17 protein-coding genes are annotated in these 19,318 nt (G+C 64.6%); 9 read left to right on the plus strand and 8 right to left on the minus strand.

The window, feature by feature from the left end; all coding sequences use genetic code 11:
* Positions 1-35: 35 nt before the first annotated feature.
* Positions 36-1,901 (plus strand): hypothetical protein, encoded by a 1,866-nt coding sequence (locus tag G3M57_RS23465; RefSeq protein ID WP_163233264.1) that lies wholly within the window; start codon positions 36-38, stop codon positions 1,899-1,901.
* Positions 1,902-2,150: 249 nt separating this feature from the next.
* Here G3M57_RS23465 and G3M57_RS23470 read toward each other — a convergent pair whose 3' ends face one another.
* On the minus strand, positions 2,151-2,546 hold the full coding sequence (locus G3M57_RS23470) for a winged helix-turn-helix transcriptional regulator (protein WP_163233265.1): 396 nt from the start codon (positions 2,544-2,546) through the stop codon (positions 2,151-2,153).
* Positions 2,547-2,624: 78 nt separating this feature from the next.
* On the opposite strand from G3M57_RS23470, the gene G3M57_RS23475 reads away from it, so the two are divergent.
* Entirely contained in the window at positions 2,625-3,494 is an 870-nt protein-coding gene (locus G3M57_RS23475; protein ID WP_163233266.1) for an NAD(P)H-binding protein, read from the plus strand.
* Positions 3,495-3,985: 491 nt separating this feature from the next.
* Here G3M57_RS23475 and G3M57_RS23480 read toward each other — a convergent pair whose 3' ends face one another.
* Positions 3,986-4,591, minus strand: coding sequence for a hypothetical protein (locus G3M57_RS23480; RefSeq protein WP_163233267.1), 606 nt, complete (start codon positions 4,589-4,591; stop codon positions 3,986-3,988).
* On the opposite strand from G3M57_RS23480, the gene G3M57_RS23485 reads away from it, so the two are divergent.
* The 5 genes from G3M57_RS23485 (at position 4,578) to G3M57_RS23505 (ending at position 12,326) form a co-directional block, all read left to right on the plus strand.
* On the plus strand, positions 4,578-4,985 hold the full coding sequence (locus tag G3M57_RS23485) for a hypothetical protein (protein ID WP_163233268.1): 408 nt from the start codon (positions 4,578-4,580) through the stop codon (positions 4,983-4,985). The genes G3M57_RS23480 and G3M57_RS23485 overlap by 14 nt on opposite strands.
* Before the next feature lie 186 nt (positions 4,986-5,171).
* On the plus strand, positions 5,172-5,552 hold the full coding sequence (locus tag G3M57_RS23490; RefSeq protein WP_163233269.1) for an RHS repeat domain-containing protein: 381 nt from the start codon (positions 5,172-5,174) through the stop codon (positions 5,550-5,552).
* A gap of 91 nt (positions 5,553-5,643) precedes the next feature.
* Positions 5,644-10,185: a polymorphic toxin-type HINT domain-containing protein gene (locus G3M57_RS23495; RefSeq protein WP_163233270.1), complete on the plus strand. Its 4,542-nt coding sequence runs from the start codon at positions 5,644-5,646 to the stop codon at positions 10,183-10,185.
* Positions 10,185-10,610 carry a hypothetical protein gene (locus tag G3M57_RS23500; protein ID WP_163233271.1) on the plus strand — a complete coding sequence of 142 codons (426 nt, stop codon included), beginning with the start codon at positions 10,185-10,187 and terminating at the stop codon, positions 10,608-10,610. Before G3M57_RS23495 ends, G3M57_RS23500 begins: the two co-directional genes overlap by 1 nt.
* Positions 10,611-11,408: 798 nt before the next feature.
* Positions 11,409-12,326 carry a HEPN domain-containing protein gene (locus tag G3M57_RS23505; RefSeq protein WP_163233272.1) on the plus strand — a complete coding sequence of 306 codons (918 nt, stop codon included), beginning with the start codon at positions 11,409-11,411 and terminating at the stop codon, positions 12,324-12,326.
* On the opposite strand, the gene G3M57_RS23510 is transcribed toward G3M57_RS23505, so the two are convergent.
* The gene (locus tag G3M57_RS23510) at positions 12,323-12,529 is read right to left on the minus strand and encodes a helix-turn-helix domain-containing protein (protein WP_230983836.1); all 207 of its coding nucleotides are present in this window, start codon (positions 12,527-12,529) and stop codon (positions 12,323-12,325) included. The genes G3M57_RS23505 and G3M57_RS23510 overlap by 4 nt on opposite strands.
* A 235-nt stretch (positions 12,530-12,764) precedes the next feature.
* Between G3M57_RS23510 and G3M57_RS23515 the strand changes: the two genes are divergently transcribed.
* Positions 12,765-13,040 carry a hypothetical protein gene (locus G3M57_RS23515; protein WP_163233274.1) on the plus strand — a complete coding sequence of 92 codons (276 nt, stop codon included), beginning with the start codon at positions 12,765-12,767 and terminating at the stop codon, positions 13,038-13,040.
* Positions 13,037-13,966, plus strand: coding sequence for a recombinase zinc beta ribbon domain-containing protein (locus G3M57_RS23520; protein ID WP_163233275.1), 930 nt, complete (start codon positions 13,037-13,039; stop codon positions 13,964-13,966). The genes G3M57_RS23515 and G3M57_RS23520 overlap by 4 nt, the downstream gene beginning before the upstream one ends.
* A gap of 27 nt (positions 13,967-13,993) precedes the next feature.
* Here the strand turns inward: G3M57_RS23520 and phoB are convergent, their stop codons facing one another.
* Genes phoB through pstC form a run of 5 tightly spaced genes read right to left on the minus strand, consistent with a single transcriptional unit; the run spans position 13,994 to position 19,047 of the window.
* Positions 13,994-14,686 carry a phosphate regulon transcriptional regulator PhoB gene (phoB, locus tag G3M57_RS23525; protein WP_012288542.1) on the minus strand — a complete coding sequence of 231 codons (693 nt, stop codon included), beginning with the start codon at positions 14,684-14,686 and terminating at the stop codon, positions 13,994-13,996.
* Between the two features lie 17 nt (positions 14,687-14,703).
* Positions 14,704-15,393 (minus strand): phosphate signaling complex protein PhoU, encoded by a 690-nt coding sequence (gene phoU, locus G3M57_RS23530; protein WP_163233276.1) that lies wholly within the window; start codon positions 15,391-15,393, stop codon positions 14,704-14,706.
* A 16-nt stretch (positions 15,394-15,409) separates the two neighbouring features.
* Positions 15,410-16,258, minus strand: coding sequence for a phosphate ABC transporter ATP-binding protein PstB (gene pstB, locus G3M57_RS23535; protein WP_056754611.1), 849 nt, complete (start codon positions 16,256-16,258; stop codon positions 15,410-15,412).
* Between the two features lie 52 nt (positions 16,259-16,310).
* Positions 16,311-17,612 carry a phosphate ABC transporter permease PstA gene (gene pstA / locus G3M57_RS23540; protein WP_163233277.1) on the minus strand — a complete coding sequence of 434 codons (1,302 nt, stop codon included), beginning with the start codon at positions 17,610-17,612 and terminating at the stop codon, positions 16,311-16,313.
* Positions 17,605-19,047: a phosphate ABC transporter permease subunit PstC gene (pstC, locus tag G3M57_RS23545; RefSeq protein WP_056754619.1), complete on the minus strand. Its 1,443-nt coding sequence runs from the start codon at positions 19,045-19,047 to the stop codon at positions 17,605-17,607. The genes pstA and pstC overlap by 8 nt, the downstream gene beginning before the upstream one ends.
* Positions 19,048-19,318 lie beyond the last annotated feature (271 nt).

Here is a 19,318-nt window from a genome sequence, read left to right on the forward strand (position 1 = left end):
CCGCTGTCGCCGACTCGATAGCGCGGGAATTGCCGTTGGAGATCGACGCGCCGGCGGTGCAGACGCAATACGTCCACATCAAGCTCAAGGGCCTGCCGTCGTTCGTCTACATAAACCGGGCCGACAAGCTGTCGAACCTGACGGACCAGACGGTGTTGATCAAGGACGCCAGGACGGGGGAGGTGATCTCTGTCGTCCGGCAGAACGATACGCTGTTCGAGGATGCCTATTTTTACCTGCCCGCCAGGTTCATCGGCCAGGATCGCAAGGCGCATCTGGTCCTGCAACCGTCATCGCCCTGGATCGTGAAGGACGCGTTCTCGGCCAATCCGGTTCAGGTGCTCTCGCTGGAGGCTGCTCCGGCCGACCGATACCAGACCTATGAGATCGTCTTCGGAAAGCCGGACGATCAACCGTTCCTCGTGGACAACATCTCCTATGCCGAGGGGGCCTACAGGACGCCCGGCTGGGTCTGGAACAAGTTCTTCCGGTACGGCAACGACCCTTCGACCTTCCTGCTGCCCCTGGAGGCCGGGAAAGCGGTTTTCCTCAAGCCGAACTTCTATCTGTCGGCCAATGCCCTCTTCGTCATCGACGGCAAGGAAATCGCCATCTTCGAGCGAAGCCTCGGTGAGCGGTCATCCCAGGACTTCTATCGGACGCGCCTGGAGGTCAGCGGCCGGCCGGTACATGACATGAGAGTCCAAAACGTCGCGCCATTCCGCGCCATGCCGACCAACCTGCGGCAGATGGCCTTCGCGTTCAACTCCATCGAGATCGCGACGCCAAGGCCCGCGCCGCCTGTTCGGTTGAACGTGGTGGACCTGCTCAACACCCGGCTCGACTACCGACATGGCCACAGCGCGCGAGCGGCCCTGCTGAACCCCACCGACGCCGTCGCCGAGCTACTCAAGTACCAGGGAGGGGCCTTCCTGCCATCGCGTGACCCAGTGGCGCTTCCGGCCGGCTCCAGGCGTCATGCCGACGCTGTCGTGCTTCTCGACCCGATCCTGAACGACATCGCCAGCACGGCATATTCGACCGGCGACGTGTGGGTCAACTCCGCCGTCGGCGCGGCGATGATGCTGGAAAAAGCCGGATACTCGGTGGCCTACGCCAACCCTGCCGATCTGGCCAGGCTGCGTCCGAAGGTCGTCTACGTTCCGACCCAGCCGTTCTATCGCAACATACTGGACCAGGCGGTGTTCGACCAGCTGGCGGCGAGCGGAGCCAAGGTGATCATCGACCCGTCGTTCTCCGGCGAGTTCATCAACAACCAGGTGCTCTGGAAAGCGACCGGCGTCCAGTACATCGAAGGCGCCGAACTTCTGGTGCAGGACGAAGTAGTCTTTCAGGACCAGGCCAAGACCGACACCTTTCAGGCATCCATCGTGTTCAGCCATAAGGCCCTGGACGCCAAGCCCGAAGCGTCGCTCAAGGTCGCGGGGCCGTTGGCCTATAGCAAGCCCGCTGGATCGGGAAGCGTTTCAGCCTTGATGACCCCGGCCGCATACTATTTCTTCAACTACGGCCTGCGGCCCGACACCGCCCTTTTGCATCAACTGCTGAAGGGAGCCGCCAAGCCGACCGTTACCGCCAGATCAGCCTCGCAGGTCCGGGCCTACGTCATCCGGCAGACCGCTTGCACCGCTGACGTGATGGTCGAGAATAACAACGTCGGAGCCTACAACTATTACGGCTTCGCGACCGTGACCGCATCGCCTCCGCCCTCCACGCCTCCGCCCGTCAGCCGCGTAACCCTGGACGGCGCCCTGTTCGCCGGCCGGAAGTGGTCAGTGAGCGGGCCTGTGAAGTCCGAGCCCTCGGCGTCAGGGGTGACGGTACTATCCCTCACCAGGGATACGGTTGTGTCTCTGGTAGACAGAGGGTGTGGGGTTTAGGCCCGTCGTGATTATCGACGTAGTGGGAGCAACAAGCCCAATAGGCCAAGATTGGTTGCACTCCAGCGCTAACAGGTCGTCCGCCCAGGCTCGAAGGCAGGCCTTGGTCCCAGCAAAGCGACGATCGGCGACGTCACTGCGCCGCGCCCAAGGCCAGGGCGGCGCTGAGAAGAATCAACATGACCCCAGCCCCAGACCGAAACAACTGAACCATTCAGAGGAAGATCGCCCCTGGGGCCAGCCCTAAATTCAGTCCCGCTCCCCGGTCGACGCCGCCGCCCGCGGCCGCGCCAGCGCTTGGCCGAACTCGCCCAGCAGCTTGAAGGCCGGGTGCAGGCTGGCGCCGAGGTCGGTGAGGCCATAGGCGGAGCGGTCGGCGGAGTCGGCGGCCTGCCGGGCGACCAGGCCCGCGGTCTCCAGCTCGCGCAGGTTCCGCGTCAGCTCCTTGGCGCTGAGCTGGGGGATGGCGCGCAGGATGTCGTTGTAGCGCTGGGGGCCGCCGAGCATCAGCGCCCGGATGACCAGCAGCTTCCACCGCCCGCCGATGATCCAGATCGCCCGCTCGACCGGGCAGGTGGCGGCCGCCTCGGGGAAGGACGTTTCGGTCTGAGCCGCCGGGGTCGCGAGCTCGCGGCTGATCGACACGTCACATACCTCGCGGTGCGTTGATGGGCTTGGCTTCCGACCTGATCTTCCGGTCCAGCATAGGGAGAGGATCTGATCATGCGAAGCGCGAAGACACCGACGGTTCTGGTCATCGGCGCCACCGGCAAGACCGGACGGAGGCTGGTCCCCGAACTGCGGGCGCGCGGCGCGGCCGTGCGGGCCGCCGGTCGCCAGGCGGCCGAGGGCCTGACGCCCTTCGACTGGGGCCGGCCCGAGACCTTCGCCCCGGCCCTGCGCGGCGCCGACGCGGTCTATCTGGTCCCGCCCGCCTTCGTCGAGGATCCGACGGCGGCGACCGGCGCGCTGCTGGACGAGGCCCGGCGGGCCGGCGTCGGGACGGTGGTGCTGCTGTCGTCGCTGGGCGCGACCTTCGCCGGCGAGCCGGAGGACTCGGGCCGACGGCGGCTCGAGCGCCAGGTGACGACGTCGGGCCTGGACTGGACGATCCTGCGGCCGACCGGCTTCAACCAGAACTTCTCCGAAGGCTTCCTGCTGCCGGGCATCCTGCAGGCCGACAAGGTGGTCACCGCCGCTGGCCACGGGGCGGTGGCCCATGTCGACGCCGGCGACATCGCCGCCGTGGCGGCGGTCGCCCTGACCGCGCCGGGCCACGCTGGAGCCGCCTACGCCGTCACCGGGCCGCAGGCCCTGGACTTCGACGCCGCCGCCGCCCTGATCGGCCAGGCCGCCGGCCGCACCATCACCCACGCGCCGCTGCCGAGCGCGGCGTTCGGCGACATTCTGAAACAGGCCGGGGTCCCCGACGATTATCTGGCCATGGTGCTGCGCGACCAGGCGGGGATCGAGGCCGGCGCGGCCGCGGTCGTCACCGACGTCGTCGCGCGCGTCACCGGCCGCCCGGCCGTCGCCTTCGCCGACTATGCGCGCGAGGCGGCGGGCGCCTGGGCGCGGTCGGCGGCGGCGTGAGCGCCTTGACGGCCCAGGGGCGGATCGACATTCAGCGCTGTCGGGGCTCTCAGCCCACGGCCCACCCTTATCCACCGTCATTCCCGCCCTTGGGCGGGAACTCCGGGGTTAAGCTGACAGTGAGCAGCTTTGGCGCGCCAGCGCGCCACACCCCTGCACCTGCGACGGACAAAGGGGTTCCCGCCACAAGGGCGTGTATTGACCGGAACCGACACTCCGTCTGGGCCATGATCTAAGGTCCGGTTCCAGGCCGAAATCGATAGCCGCCTCCCGACCTTAAATACATCTGATCGCCGCTGTTAATCACCGCTCATAGCAAAGGCCCTCGGAATGGTCCGGGGGCCTTTTGCCTTAGTCCGCCTGCTCAATCTGCGTGGCGGAATAGAGCACCGCACCGGACCTAGGATCGACGAATTCCAACTTCGTCAGTGTCGAGGCAATGAAGAACTGTTGGATGAAAATATCAGTGGGTGAGGACACGGTGGGATCGATCAAGATGGCGTGCTTGGCGATGATCGAGCCCGGCTTAGCGTAGACGCCGGTCGCCTTCCTGATGGTGCCGGAAACGCGAAGCTGGACCACCTCGCTGAGAGAGCGGGCGTCCTCACCGCTGAGCGGAAGCTTCGCCTCGATTCCATGCTCTTGTATGATCGGGGTTTGGGGATTTCGATCCCATAGGCCTTGCCGGCGGTCTTGCTGATAACCGCCTTGGCACCGTAGGCGTTCTGACCCACATACTCGCTGCGGTTCACCTGCCGCAACAGTTTCCAGCCGTCGTTGTAGGTGTAGACCCGCAGCGTCAGGATTTTCGCTTCCTTGTCGTAGCTCGTGCTGAACTCCGACTTCGGAAACGACACCACGAACTCGCGCCCGACGAACTGCAAAGAGGGATCGTCGCTGAACTCGTCAGCCGCGCCTTTCTCCCCGACGTGGGCAACGGCGATCAGATCGTCACCATTGAGAATGCCCGCCGTGGGGATGACATAGGGCTTGGGGGCGGGAGGCTTGGGCGCAAGCGCCTTTTTCACCGCCGGCGCAGGCGCCTTCTTCTGAGGAGCCGCTTCGACTGAACCACTTGCGGCCATGGCGATCGGCAATCATCAACATCGGGCGCGATGGTTCCAACTTGCCGAGCGCGAAGGCTCGGAAGTTCGGCGGATGATGATGCAGGCGCTCGCGGCAGCGATCTTCAACGCTGAGCCTCATGAGCTCCTGGAACTGATCGACCTTGGCGGATCGCCGCTCGTCGAAGCGTTGGCCTATCCCTATGGAAAATTAGCCTTTCTGACCTCCATCGTCATTCCTCTTCTCCCCGACTCAACAGGACGAGATGCTCTGAAATATCATCGCCACCTGATTACAAACGCCGTTTCCGCCGCGTCCTCTGAGGACCGTCAACTTTTGGGCCAAGCCTTGAAGGACTCGGAATTTTCGGCGGAAGACGTTTTGGCAGGACTAGAATGGCTTGGAGCGCTGGTCGCTAACGGCTAGGCCGCCCGAGGGCAACGGCAACCTCGAATGGCTCTCACCGCCCATTGCGTTTCATGCCGCTTTCCGCACATAGATATAGCCAAGCTTAGCCGGGGGGCTGGCGTGACGCGACCGACGCTGATGGCGGCGCCTTCCTTCCGGCGTCGTTGACGAAAGATCGCTAAGGCTATGCGTAAAGTTTGTTCAGTGGCCAGGTTCGCGTTTGGCTTGGCGATGCTGGCGGGGCCGGCCCTGGCGGGCGACACGACCTATGTCTACGACGTCCATGGCCAAGTGGTCGCGGTGACCCGCGGTACCGGCGCGACCGGCTATATCTATGACCAGGCGGGCAACCGCACTCAAGTCACGGCGGAAGCCGCCGCGGCAAAGACGGTCGCCGCGAAGTCTCTGCGCGCGGCGCCCGCGGGCCCTACTGTGCTGCCGCCACCTAGTATTGAGGTGCGCAGTCCCGCGCCTCCAAGCCTTGAAGCTCCGCCCTCGGGAGCAGGTCCGGTGCCGGGCGCGCCTGGCGCTGGACCAAAGGGCGAGGCCTTGCCGGCCCCCCTTTCGGCTGAACCGACCTCGTAGCTCGTCGGCGGCCGCCTCGCGACCTGATTTCGAACGACGCGGCGCCCTTGCACCCTCACCATCCATGTGACCTTCCGAGCCGCACGATCTGATGACCCAGCCGATGATTTTCACCGCGTTCCGCGCAGCCATGCGCGCAGGCTTGACGACGCTGGCGCGCGGGGTGGCCTTGACGATGGCCGGATTGGCCTTCCTGACCCTCGTTGCGCCACCGGCGCCGGCCAACGCTCAGACCTCGATCCCGGCCCCGCCAGTCTTCACCGCCATCGACGCCAACGGCGTCGACCTGTCGACCGGCACGTTTAACGTCGGCCAGCTTTCCGCCGCGATCGGCCCTGCAGATGGCGGCCTAGCCTATGTTTATGGCGGTCCGACCGGCCGTAGCGCACTGGTCGGCACGATCAACAGCAAACCCGGCACGATCATGGGTAACAACGTTACCTTCTACACGGTGAGCATCGGCGGCGCCTCATCGATGTTCGTGCGAGGCCCCGGCTCCCCAATCATAAACCAGTTCATGGGTAGCTCCTCCCAGACCCTGACCTATGATTCCTCGACGGGGCTTTATGCCCACACCGCGTCGGACGGCACCGTGGCGGTGTTCTCGACCGCCCTGGCGGGAACCACGCCCAACGCCGCCAACGCCGGCAACATCATCTCCCTGACCCGACCGTCGGGTGAGATGCTGACCTATGTCTACAAGGCTTGCGGAACCGGATGCCAGCGGCTGCAGTCGGTGTCGAACAACCGCGGCTACATGATCAAGTACGAGTACAGCAGCGGCGCGACGCTCTCCAAGGTCACGGCCCTAAACACCGCGCTCGACGCCTGCGATCCGGCCGCCGACAGCTGCACGTTTTCGCAAATCTGGCCGAACCTGAGCTTCGCACCCGCGGCGGACGGTTCGAGCCTGTCCATCACCGATGCTCTATTGCGAACCACCACCTACGGCATGACCGGCGGCAAGATCACCAGCATCCAGCACCCGGGGGGTAGCGCCGTCACCATCGCCTACAGCACGGACGGCCGGGTGCGGACGGTGGCGAACGGTGTGGGAACCTGGACTTACGCCTATACCGACTACACGACCACGCGCTCCGCCACTGTCACCGACCCATTGGGCCACGTGCGCACCGTCACTACCGGCTTGTCGCTCGGCCGGATGACTTCGGACACCAATGGCGCCAACGCGACGACCAGTTACACATACGACAGCACCAACGGCCGTCTGCTGCGCGCCACCCGGCCCGAACAGAACTATACCGACTACAGCTATGATGGCCGGGGAAACCTTATCAGCGTGACCCAAGTCGCCAAGCCTGGCTCAGGGCTGGCCAGTATCGGCGTTACGGCGAGCTATGACGCCACCTGCGCCAATCCCAAGACCTGTAACAAGCCCAACTCTGTGACCGACGCGCGGGGCAATACCACCACCTACACCTATGACGCCACACACGGCGGGGTGCTGACGGTGACGGCGCCGGCTCCAACTTCCGGAGCCGTGCAACCCCAGACCCGTACGGCCTACGCGCCATTCAAGGCCTGGTATAAGGACGCCAACGGCGTGATTACTGAGAGCGCGACGGCGATCTATCTGCCGACCGCGATCTCGCAATGCGCCACATTGGCGTCTTGCACGGAGACCGTTGACGAGGCCAAGACCACCATCGTCTATGAGGCGGGCAGTTCCAGCCTGGCCAGCAACCTATTGCCGCTGACGACGACCAGCGGGGCCGGCGTTGGCCCTCTGACTGCGACGACCGCCTACACCTATACCACCAAGGGTGACATCGCGACGATCGATGGGCCGCTACCTGGAACCGGTGACACCGCCCGCACATACCGCAATGCCATGCGTCAAGTGTACCTGGAGTTGGGGCCAGATCCTGATGGCGCGGGACCTCTGCTCTACCGAGCCAGCCGCACCACTTACGACCTCGACGGCCGGGTCATCTTGGTGGAGGCCGGCACGACAACCAACCAGTCCGAAACCGCCTTGTCGAGCTTCTCGGCCTTGCAACAGACGGCCACAGCCTATGACAGCCTCGGCCGCAAGGCTTCGGAGAGTCTGCTCAGCGCCACCGGCAAGATCCAGAGTCTGACCCAGTATAGCTATGATACGGCCGGCCGGCTGATCTGCTCGACCGAGCGGATGAACCCGGCCAAATTCGGCGCGACTGCCGACGCCTGCGCCCTTGGCCCTCCGGGGAGTGACGGCCCCGACCGAATCACGGTGGCCGAGTACGACGCCGCTGATCGTGTCGTGGACGTGGTGTCGGGCTATCTGTCCGGCGCGCAGCGCATCGAGAAGGTGGTCACCTATACCGCCAACGGCCAGGAAGCGACGGTCGCCGACGGCAAGGGCAACCTGACCACCTACAGCTATGACGGGTTTGACCGTCTGTCGGCGGTCCGGTACCCGAACGCGATCTGCTGCACGAGCTCGACCGGGGACTACGACGCCTATGGCTACGACGCCAACGGCAATCGCACAGTTTGGCGCAAGCGCGACGGACGGTTCGTCAACTACACTTACGACGCCCTGAACCGGCTGACCTATCGCGACGATCCCAGGGGTTGGTATTATTACGACAATCTGGGGCGTCCGACCTACACCTACTCCGGCGCCTTGGCTGACAAGATCGTCGCTCACTATTTCGACGCGTTAGGCCGTCCGACCTATACCTACGACTATCGCGACGGGACCTGGTTCCCGACCTATACCGGCCATGACCTCGCCGGGAGGCTTACGCAGTTGCAGTGGTCGGATGGCGTCTACGTCGACTATGACTACGACGTTGCCGGTGACCTGATCGGGGTGCGCGAGAACGGGCCGACCTATCTGGCGGTCCTCGGCTATGACGACCTTGGCCGGCGCACATACCTTTACCGGGGCAACGGCGTCAACAGCTGGAACACCTACGACGACGCCTCGCGCCTGAACTATCTAAGCCATGATCTGGCCGGGACGGCGCAAGATCAGATCTGGACCTATACCTATAACGCCGCTGGCCAGATTAAGACGCGTAGCTCATCCAACCCACTCTATGACTGGTCGGCCGCCGCGACGGCCCGCAGCTATACGATCAATGGGCTCAATCAGGCGGCCGAGGCTGGCTCATCGGTTCTGATCTATGATGGCCGGGGCAACCTGACCAATGATGGCGGCACGGCCTTCGACTATGACCTCGACAACCGCCTGACCGGCGCGTCCGGCGCTAACAGCGCCACCTTGAGCTATGACCCGCTGGGGCGGCTGGGCCAGACGACGGCGGCGACTACCACTCGGTTCGTCTATTCTGGCGATGACCTTATTGCCGAGCTTAATTCCAGCAACGTCATCGTTAGGCGTTACGTGCCGGGTCCTGAGGCCGACCAACCCCTGGTCTGGTATGAAGGCTCAGGGATCAGCGACCGGCGCTTCCTGCTGGCCGATGAACGCGGTTCGGTCGTGGCCGTGACCAACGCTTCGGGCGTGGCGACAACGATTAACACCTACGATGAATACGGCATTCCCGCCGCCAGCAACCTCGGCCGCTTCCAGTACACTGGCCAGGTCTGGATCCCGGAGTTGGGGCTCTACCACTATAAGGCCCGGGCCTATTCGCCGACCTTGGGCCGATTTCTGCAAACCGACCCCATCGGCTACGGCGACGGCATGAACTGGTACGCCTATGTCGGCAACGACCCGGTCAACGCGACCGATCCAAGTGGGACGCAGTGCGAGACGACTGGTGTAAACTGTGTTGATGAGATTTTTGTTACGGCCTGCCTAGAAAGAAAAGGCTGCTTCACGGGCGAACGAGCTCTTCAGATCTGCGGCTTCTCGTGCACTGGAGATCAGGCTCTGAATCGCCTCGCCAGAGATCAATTCGATGAGAAATACGGCGGTTACTTCTTGTGCGCGGCGACTTGCGCGATCGGCGCCCCGGAGTTGATTGAGGGCGGGCTGGCTTTGGGCAGCCTATTGAAAGCTTGCAATTGTTTTGAAGCGGGAACCGAGGTGGCCACGGCGGATGGCCCCAAGGCCATCGAGCACGTCAAGGTGGGAGATCTCGTCCTCTCGCGCGACGAGACAACCGGCCTGACTGCCCAGAAATCGGTGGCGGCGCTCATTCCCGGCGAGGAGCGCCAAATCTGGGACGTGACGGTCGCGATCAAGGCGACCAGGCGCGCACTGCGCCGCGAGACGATCCACACCACGGAGGAGCATCCGTTCCGCACGGCTGACGGCGTGTGGACGCCTGCCGCCAAGCTAACAGCCGGCGCGAAAGTGCTGACAGCCTCAGGAGCAGCGACGGTGGTTTCGGTCGTTAGGACCGACCGGGTGGTGCGCACCTACAATCTGGAGATCGAGGACTTCCACACCTACTTCGTTGGTGAGGGTCAAACTTGGGTGCATAACGCTTGCCCCATTGACCTTGCCGCAGCGAAGAAGCTCGGCTTCAAATTAGATAAGAGCTTAGGTCGTTCTCATGGTCAAGATGTGTTTCGCAAAGGTAGGTTAGCAATTTCGCGAGATATCGATGGTCACAATGTGACGGGAGGGTGGAAAATGTTCGAGGTGGTTGGGAATAAGCTTAAGAGAATTGGAACATATTCTTCAGATCTCGCAACCAGGTTGAAGCAATAATGCGTCGTTTCGGAATGGAATTTTTGGAAAAGCCCCTATCGAGCCAAGTGCCGCGCGGGTTTTCACCTGCTAAAATATTTCTAGGTAAAGAAACGGAGTTCGTGCATTCTTCCGTCAGAATTTGGGGTCACGGCGACTATATGTCTCACTGGAAAGAAACATCGATCGGCGTAATTAATAAATCTTCTCCACCTGTATTTTGCTCGTCGGCAGATAATGATGGATTTGATCTATGGATCGCGAGTAGCGATGGTCGGGCATTGACATTCTACAATTTTGTTTATCCGGCTAAAGCTGTCAAAATTTGTGGATTTATTATCGAAATATCTGACTATAAAGAAACAATAACGACCCAGACCCAAAATGCTTCGAGCTGGGTCGTGGAACTTGACTTAGTAGCTAAAGTTGCCGCGTCATGGAGTTAACGTAGAGCGGGCCTAGATCCGGCAGCGCGCCCCAAGGTCTGCCTTCTACTCCGGCGCCAAATTCGGGACCCGACCCTAGTCGGACCTCGTAACTATCGACGATTTAGGTTCGTCACCATCACTTCAGTTGAGGACCGTTCCGCTCGCCCGGTTTTCGCGTCAATAATCACCGCCTCCTCAGTCGGGTCACCCACTCGCCACACTCGTTGAACGATCCACTTGCCCGCATCTAAGCCTGCGCGAAGTGGCCGATCTGGCAGTTTTAACTCAGCCCACGTTGAACTCGCGATCACTATGGCGTCCTCGCGAGATCGTACGAGGTCAGGCTTCGTAGGTTCATTTTGCGAAGCGGACGAGCAGGCCACCAACACGACGGCAGCCGCCAAGGGAAGCAAGACACGGAGCCGCATGTGAGCCTTTCGATCTTCGAGAAGGCGACATTTTGTCGGGTTCAACCGAGAACTCAATGCCCGCCTTCCCCCCTTCTCGGATGTTGGCGGCGTCCGCTTGTCGGCGTCCAGCAGTTCAGCGCTACTTGATCAGTTACGCGGCGCTGACCGTAAATCGGCGGGTGTACTCTGTCGGCAGCGCCGCATGGGGGCAGCCACCCTTGACCGCCTGCCGGTCGCCTGGCTGTGGCTCGGCGTGCGGCTTAAGCCGCTTCAGGGAAAGTCTTCCCACGCTGGTCAGCCGTGGCGCCAGAATTCCCGACTCCGCTTATGGCTGCTGACTCAGATGTGAATCGCGGCCCTCGGGTCTCGGCTTGCAACCTGCGCTCGAAACCGGAAACTGGCCTGGATGAAGCAGAGCCTCGACCATCTCCCCGCCGGCAAGCGCCGCGAACTGGAGTTCGTGGTCGAGACCCTGCGCGTGGCTTTCGCCGGCGCCGTGGCGCACCGGACCATGCCGCGCTTTCGCAATGCCAAGCTGCTCAAGATCATCCTGTTCGGCAGCTACGCTCGTGGCGACTGGGTGGAGGACCCGGTCGGCCGGTACTTCTCCGACTTCGACATCCTCGTCATCGTCAACCACGAGGACCTGACCGACGTCCCGGAGTTCTGGGCCAAGGCCGAGGAAACGCTGGTCGAAGCCTTGGCCTCAGGCCAGCACCTGCGCACCCCCGTCAGCGTGATCTACCACGCCCTCGACGACGTGAATGAGCAGCTGACGCTCGGCCGCTACTTCTTCACGGATATCGTTCGCGACGGCGTCGTGTTGTTCGAAGAGCCGGGCCATCCGCTAGCGGCGCCGGCGCCGCTGTCGGCAGCGCAAGCGCTTCAGGAAAGTCGGGACTACTACGAGGAGTGGCTCAAGAGCGCTGACCAGTTTTTTGAGACCGGGCGCGAGCACGTTGTTCGTGGCCCAGATTGGTCCAAGAAGGCAGCCTTCGAACTGCATCAGGCCGCCGAGCGCTACTATCACACGCTGTTCCTGGTCCTGACGCTCTACAGCCCCAAGACCCATAGCCTGAACCAGCTACGCAAGCTGGCTGAAGGCCTGGACCCGGCCTTGGCCCAGGTCTGGCCGGGACAGAACAAGTTCGAGCGGCGATGCTACGAACTGATCCGCGAGGCCTATGTGAAAGCCCGCTACTCGCGCCACTACCACATCACCGACGAGCAACTGGCTTGGCTGGAAGAGCGGATCGGCGTGCTGCGGGAGATGGTCCGCGAGCGGTGCGAGAAGCGTCTGGCCGAACTCCAGAGCGCCGCCTAGCGCTTCAGGCGGACACCGGCGCCGGCGGCGGCGTCGGCCGACACGAACACCACTCCGGCCGCCTCCAGCGTCGATTGCAGCTTGGCGAGGTTGGCGGTGAGGATATCGCCCTTGCCGGTCTCGAACCGCAGGATGGTGGAGTCGGCGACGCCCGAGGTTTCGGCCAGCTTGCGGACGCTGAAGCCGACCGCCGCGCGGGCCATCCGAACTTGGGCCGGGACTATCATTGCACCACCGGGATTCAATCTATCTTGACGGAATTTCATTGACCTAGTCAGTGAATTTCAGTCGACTGTAGCGGCAACAGCATCGAACTCCACTGATTTGAGATCAGCCCGGATCGATCCTTCGCCCTGGGAGCCTAGTTATGCCTGCGGACAGCCGACTTCCTTCTCCCTATCGCGTCGCGCCATTCTGGGCGCGGCGTCCGCCGCTCCGGTGGCTGTCGGCGCGAAGTCCACCCACGCCAATGCGATCGTCGAACGATGCGGGCAATGGCTGGCGGCTGACGCCGAGATCGACCGCCTGAGCTTGCGGTGGGCGGAGCTTGATCAGGCTGGCGCTGAGAAGGAGAGCTTAGAGGCGAGACTCAAGCATCTGCATCGGCGGCAGGCGCATGGGCTGGAGCAGATCGCCGACATGCATGCCCACGACCTGCGCGCCGTGGCCGGCAAGCTTGTGGTCGTGGCCAGCGTAACCGTCGTCGACGGATGAAGAACCCCGATACTGGGCGCGTGGAGCCTCGGTTCAACCCCGAAAGCGAGTGGGTCACGGTGGATGCGCCGCACCTCCGCATCGTCAGCGACGCGCTGTGGGATGCGGCGCGGCAGCGTCAAGACAGCCTGATCCACGTCTACGAGGACAACATGGCCAAGAGCCGCACGGCGGCCGCATCGGCCAACCGGCGGCCCAAGACTCTTCTGTCTGGTCTGTTGGTCTGTGGCGTGTGCGGGGGATCGGTGGCCAAGCGCGGGAACAACCGCTTCGGCTGCGTTGGCCACGTGATGGGCAAGGGTTGCTCCAACAGCCGCACCATCGTCCGCGACGTGCTGGAGGCGCGGGTCATCGCTGGGCTCAAGGATCGCCTCGTCTCGCCCGAGGTGATCGCCGAGGCCATGCGGGCTTTCATCGAGGAGAGCAACCGCCTCAACCAGCACCGCCGGGCCACGCGGGACGCGGACGTCCAGCGCCTGGAAAAGGCGCGCAAGGCCCTCGCCGGTATCGTCGCGGCTATCGAGGATGGCGGTTACAGCCGCCCGCTCATGGAGCGCCTGCGGGCTTTGGAGGCCGATGTCGAGACGTTGGAGGCGCAGATGGCGCAGGCCCCGGCCGATGCGCCGGACGTTCACCCCAATGTCGCTGATCTCTACCGCCGCCGTGTGGAAAGCCTGATCGACGCCTTGAACCGGTTGGAAGACCGGGATCGGGCGGCGCAGGACCTGCGGGCGGTCATCGACAAAATCGTCCTGACGCCTGGTGACAAGCGGGGTGAGGTGCAAGCCACGCTATACGGGGACTTCGAGACCGTCATCGCCTGGGCGATTCAGCGGGACGAGGCCCTGCGTGAAGCTGGCAAGAGCTTCTACGCCGAGCCTTTGTCGGTTGCGCGCGAAACACGGGCGGGAATGACGGCCAATTAGAGAATCAGGCGGGACCTGGATCCGCCCTTAAGCCGCGTCCAAATCCAGCGAATACCCCGCCGACCGCACGGTGCGGATCGGGTCGCCGTCCACGTCGCCGTTCAGCGCCTTGCGCAGGCGGCCGATGTGGACGTCCACCGTGCGGGCCTCGACATAGACGTCCGAGCCCCAGACCGCGTCCAGCAGCTGTTCGCGGCTGAACACCCGGCCCGGGTGCTGCATCAGGTAGTCGAGCAGGCGGAACTCGGTGGGGCCGAGGTGCACTTCCTTGCCCTGGCGCTTCACGCGGTGGGCGACGCGGTCGATGACGATGTCGCCGACCGTGATGCGGTCGTCGGCCAGGCCCGGGCGGATGCGGCGCAGGACGGCGCGGACGCGGGCGGTCAGCTCGATCATCGAGAACGGCTTGACCACGTAGTCGTCGGCCCCGGTGTCGAGGCCGCGGATGCGGTCGCTCTCCTCGCCGCGCGCCGTCAGCATGATGATCGGCACGTTGCGGGTCTCGGAGCGGCCGCGCAGGCGGCGGCAGACCTCGATGCCGGAGACCTTGGGCAGCATCCAGTCGAGGATCACCAGGTCGGGGGCGCGCTCGGAGGCCATGGTCAGGGCCTCCTCGCCGTCGCCGGCCACGCCGACGACATAGCCTTCCTTGTCGAGATTGTAGTGCAGCAGGGTGGCCAGGGCGTCTTCGTCTTCGACCACCAGAACGTACGGAGTCACTTGCGCTGGCCCTCTACCTAGTTCGACAGCTCGAGCTTGGGCCGCTGGGAGATAATCTCCTCGCCGGTCAGCTCGAAATGGATGATCTCGGCGATGTTGGTGGCGTGGTCGCCGATCCGCTCGAGGTTCTTGGCCACGAACAGCAGGTGGGCGCACGGATTGATCGTCCGGGGGTCGCCCATCATGTAGGTCAGCAGTTCGCGGAAGATGGCGTTGTAGTGCTCGTCGACCTCCTCGTCGCGGCCCCACACGCCGATGGCGCGCTGCAGGTCCGAGGCGGTGTAGGCGTCCAGCACGTCCTTCAGCCGGCCCTGGACCAGGCGGCCCATGCGCTCGATCGAGCGGGTCAGGGCGCTCATCGGGTCGGCCTCGGTCAGGATCAGGGCGCGCTTGCCGATGTTCTTGGCCATGTCGCCGCAGCGTTCCAGGCTCATCGAGATCTTCAGGGCGGCCACGGCGTGGCGCAGGTCCACGGCCATCGGCTGGCGCAGGGCGATCAGCCGGAAAGCCTTGCGCTCGATCTCGCCCTGCAGGGTGTCGAGCCGCTCGTCGCGGGCCACCACCTGCTGGGCCAGGGGCGCGTCGCGGCGGGCGATGCAGTCGATGGCGTCGGCGACCTGGGCCTCGGCCAGGCCGCCCATGCGGGTGACCTCGGCCGTGAGGTGGTTCAGCTCTTCGCCGTAGGATTTGACGGTATGTTCGGTCATCGGTTGCTTCCTCCGGTTAGCCGAAGCGGCCGGTGATGTAGTCTTGCGTGCGGGTGTCGCGAGGATTGGTGAACATCTCCTCGGTCGGACCGCTCTCGACCAGCTTGCCCAGGTGGAAGAAGGCGGTCTTCTGCGACACGCGGGCGGCCTGGGCCATCGAGTGGGTGACGATGACGATGCAGAACTGGCTGCGCAGCTCGTCGATCAGCTCCTCGATCTTGGCGGTGGCGATCGGGTCGAGGGCCGAGCAGGGCTCGTCCATCAGGATCACTTCCGGCGAGACGGCGATGGCGCGGGCGATGACCAGGCGCTGCTGCTGGCCACCGGACAGGCCGGTGCCGGGCTGGTGCAGGCGGTCGGAGACCTCGTTCCACAGGCCGGCCTTCTTCAGGCTGCTCTCGACGATGGCCTCCAGCTCGGCCTTGCCGGTGGCCAGGCCGTGGATCTTGGGCCCGTAGGCGACGTTCTCGAAGATCGTCTTGGGGAACGGGTTGGGCTTCTGGAACACCATGCCGACCCGCGAGCGCAGCACCACCGGATCGACGCTCTTGGCGTTGACGTCGGCGCCGTCGATCTCGATCGAGCCCGCGACCTTGGCCGAGGGGATGGTGTCGTTCATCCGGTTGATGCAGCGCAGGAAGGTCGACTTGCCGCAGCCCGACGGGCCGATGAAGGCGGTGACCGACTTGGCCGGCACGTCCAGGGAGACGTCGAACAGCGCCTGTTTCTCGCCGTAGAAGACATTGACGTCGCGGGCCCGGATCTTGAACTCGGTGGTGGTCACGTGGCCGTGGCCGGCGGGGATGGCGGCCGCCAGGGCGGGCGCGTGAGCGGCGATCGTGTCGTCGCGGTTTTCGGTCGGCATGGCGTGTCCCAGCGAAAGGCAGGAAGCGAGGGGATTGAGAAGGCGCATCAGTCTACCACCGGCGTTCGAAGCGACGGCGCAGGATCACCGCGGCGGCGTTCATGACGATCATGAAGACCAGCAGCACGATGATGGCGGCGGCGGTGCGTTCGTGGAAGGCGCGCTCCGAGGCGTTCTCCCAGATGAACACCTGGACCGGCAGCACGGTGGCCGAGCTGGTGAAGCTTTCCGGCGCGCCGGGCACGAAGGCGACCATGCCGATCATCAAGAGCGGCGCGGTCTCGCCCAGGGCGTGGGCCAGCGACAGGATGGCGCCGGTCATCACGCCGGGCATGGCCAGCGGCAGCACGTGGTGGAAGACGGTCTGGGCCTTGGACGCGCCGACGCCCAGGGCGGCTTCGCGGATCGACGGCGGCACCGCCTTCAGGGCGCTGCGGGTGGCGATGATCACGGTCGGCAGGGCCATCAGGGCTAGGACCAGGCCGCCGACCAGCGGCGAGCCGCGCGGCACGTGCAGCCAGTTGATGAACAGGGCCAGGCCCAGCAGGCCGTAGACGATCGACGGCACGGCGGCCAGGTTGTTGATGTTGACCTCGATGACGTCGGTCCAGCGGTTCTTGGGCGCGAACTCCTCGAGATAGACCGCGGCCATCACCCCCACCGGGATGGCGATCAGGGCGGTGATGACCAGCATCATGGCCGAGCCGATCACCGCGCCCCAGACGCCGGCCTGCTCGGGCTCGGTCGAGTCTGAATTGGTGAAGAACTTGGTGTTGAAGCCGGCCTTGACGGTGCCGTCCTTCCTCAGGCGGTCCAGCCAGTCCAGCTGCTGGTTGTCGAGCTTGCGGTCGCCCTCGGCGGTCGAGCGCTTGATCTCGCCCTTGTAGTAGAGGTCGGCGTCGGCCTTGACCGAGCCGGTGACGTCGACGGTCTTGCCGATCAGCGAGTGATCTTTCTTGACCATCTGCAGCAGCTGGTTGCCGAAGTCGCGCGAGACCAGGTCCTGGACCTTGCTGGACACTGTGCCCAGGTCGTCGTCCTGGACGCCCAGCTTCTTCATCATCGCCTCGGCGACGATGTAGTCGTAATTGACCCCTTCCAGGGCGCTGGTGTCGATGCGCTCGGGGTTCAGGTAGACCGGCACCGTCAGGGTGTGGGTCTCGAAGGTCGAATAGCCCTGGACCACGATGCGGCCGACCAGCACGACCAGGAAGATCATGGCGATGACGATCGCCGCGATGCCCTGGGCGCGGAACAGCTTTTCGGAACGGTGGCGCTTCTTGAGCAGGGCGTCGCGGGCCGACGAGGCCGGGCGAGCGGCGGGGGCGCCGGGGGAAATGGCCGCGTCAGTCATATTGTTCCCGGTACTTCTGGACGATGCGCAGGGCGATGATGTTCAGGCAGAGGGTGACCACGAACAGGGTCAGGCCCAGGCCGAAGGCCGACAGGGTCTTGGGGCTGTCGAATTCCTGGTCGCCGGTCAGCAGGGTGACGATCTGGACGGTCACGGTGGTGACGGTGTCGAGCGGGTTGGCGGTCAGCTTGGCCTGCAGGCCGGCGGCCATGGTGACGATCATGGTCTCGCCCACCGCGCGGGACACGGCCAGCAGCATGGCGGCCATGATGCCCGGCAGGGCGGCGGGCAGGACCACCTTCTTGACGGTCTCGGACTTGGTCGCGCCCATGGCGTAGCTGCCGTCGCGCAGGCTCTGGGGCACCGAGTTGATGATGTCGTCCGACAGCGAGGAGACGAAGGGGATCAGCATGATGCCCATCACCACCCCGGCCACCAGGGCCATCTGGTTCTGGACCTGCATCAGGTACTGGGCGATTCCGTCCAGCGGGCCGCCGGCCATCTGCTCGCCAATGCCGTTGAAGAAGGCGCGGAACAGCGGGCCGACGGTCAGGGCGGCGAAGAAGCCGTAGACCACGGTCGGCACCCCGGCCAGGATCTCGAGCAGCGGCTTGATCGTCGAGCGCAGGCCGCGGCCGGCGTATTCCGACAGGTAGATCGCCGAGTAGAGGCCGATCGGGGCGGCCACCAGCATGGCGATCATCATGACCAGGAAGGTGCCGGCGAACAGCGGCACCGCGCCGAACGCGCCGGACGAGGCCACCTGGTCGGCGCGCATGGCGATCTGCGGGGCCCATTCGGTGCCGAACAGGAAGCTGAGCGGCGAGACGCTCTCGAAGAAGCGCCAGCTCTCGTAGATCAGCGACATGACGATGCCGAGCGTCGTCAGCACGGCGGCGACCGAGCAGGCGACCAGCACGCCGGCGATCCAGCCCTCCACCCGGTTGCGGGCGCGGAATTCGGTGTTGATGCGCGGCGTGGCCAGCAGGAACCCGGCCAGGGCCAGCAGGCCGGCCAGGCCCAGGACCGAATAGCTGACGATGCCGTCGATCCGCTTGGCCTCGACCACCTTGGCGTCGAAGGCGGCCTTCAGCGGGCCCTCATAGGCCACCTCGCTGGGCGCCTGGCCGACGGCGACGGCGCTGACGTCGCTGAAGAACACGTCTTGTCGATCAGGGGTCAGGGCCTGGACAACCGCCGGGCGCTGGGCCTGCAGCATGGCGTCCTCGACCCGACCGCCGAAGGCCGCGCCCAGCAGCAGCAGCAGCGCCGCGGGGGCGCCGGCCCAGAGGGCGGCGTACAGGCCGTAATAGTTCGGCAGCGAGTGGAGCTTGGCCGTGGAGCCGCCGGACGACTTCAACGCGCGGCTTCGGCCGGCCATGAACGCCGCGCCGGAGAACAGGGCGAGGAAAAGGAGCGAGAGCCAGGTCAGCATGCGTGCGGCGGGGTCTTGCGCGAAGGATGCGGTGGCGACGCCCAACGCGCCGTACCGCCCGCGCCGATCTATGCCGTGCGGGCGCCGACCTTATGCGACGTTTTGGCGACAGTTTTGCGACAGCGTCCGGGAAGGGCGGGTTCGGGGCTTCCGCCCCCCGCCGTCATCCCGGGCCTCGTGCCCGGGACCCCTCCATCCGCCGCAGGTGCGAGGGTGTGGCGCGCCAGCGCGCCGTGGCGTCTCACCGTCAGCTGAACCGGGGATCCCGGGC

The organism is Caulobacter rhizosphaerae (assembly GCF_010977555.1).
In the GTDB taxonomy this organism is placed as follows: domain Bacteria; phylum Pseudomonadota; class Alphaproteobacteria; order Caulobacterales; family Caulobacteraceae; genus Caulobacter; species Caulobacter rhizosphaerae.

Coding starts and splice junctions, on each gene's coding strand:
- pstA (WP_163233277.1), bottom strand. CDS start 17,612: ATGACTGACGCGGCCATTTCCCCCGGCGCCCCCGCCGCTCGCCCGGCC.
- G3M57_RS23505 (WP_163233272.1), top strand. CDS start 11,409: ATGAAGCAGAGCCTCGACCATCTCCCCGCCGGCAAGCGCCGCGAACTG.
- pstB (WP_056754611.1), bottom strand. CDS start 16,258: ATGCCGACCGAAAACCGCGACGACACGATCGCCGCTCACGCGCCCGCC.
- pstC (WP_056754619.1), bottom strand. CDS start 19,047: ATGCTGACCTGGCTCTCGCTCCTTTTCCTCGCCCTGTTCTCCGGCGCG.
- G3M57_RS23495 (WP_163233270.1), top strand. CDS start 5,644: ATGACCCAGCCGATGATTTTCACCGCGTTCCGCGCAGCCATGCGCGCA.
- phoU (WP_163233276.1), bottom strand. CDS start 15,393: ATGACCGAACATACCGTCAAATCCTACGGCGAAGAGCTGAACCACCTC.
- G3M57_RS23520 (WP_163233275.1), top strand. CDS start 13,037: ATGAAGAACCCCGATACTGGGCGCGTGGAGCCTCGGTTCAACCCCGAA.
- G3M57_RS23485 (WP_163233268.1), top strand. CDS start 4,578: ATGGCGATCGGCAATCATCAACATCGGGCGCGATGGTTCCAACTTGCC.
- G3M57_RS23510 (WP_230983836.1), bottom strand. CDS start 12,529: ATGGCCCGCGCGGCGGTCGGCTTCAGCGTCCGCAAGCTGGCCGAAACC.
- G3M57_RS23500 (WP_163233271.1), top strand. CDS start 10,185: ATGCGTCGTTTCGGAATGGAATTTTTGGAAAAGCCCCTATCGAGCCAA.
- G3M57_RS23475 (WP_163233266.1), top strand. CDS start 2,625: ATGCGAAGCGCGAAGACACCGACGGTTCTGGTCATCGGCGCCACCGGC.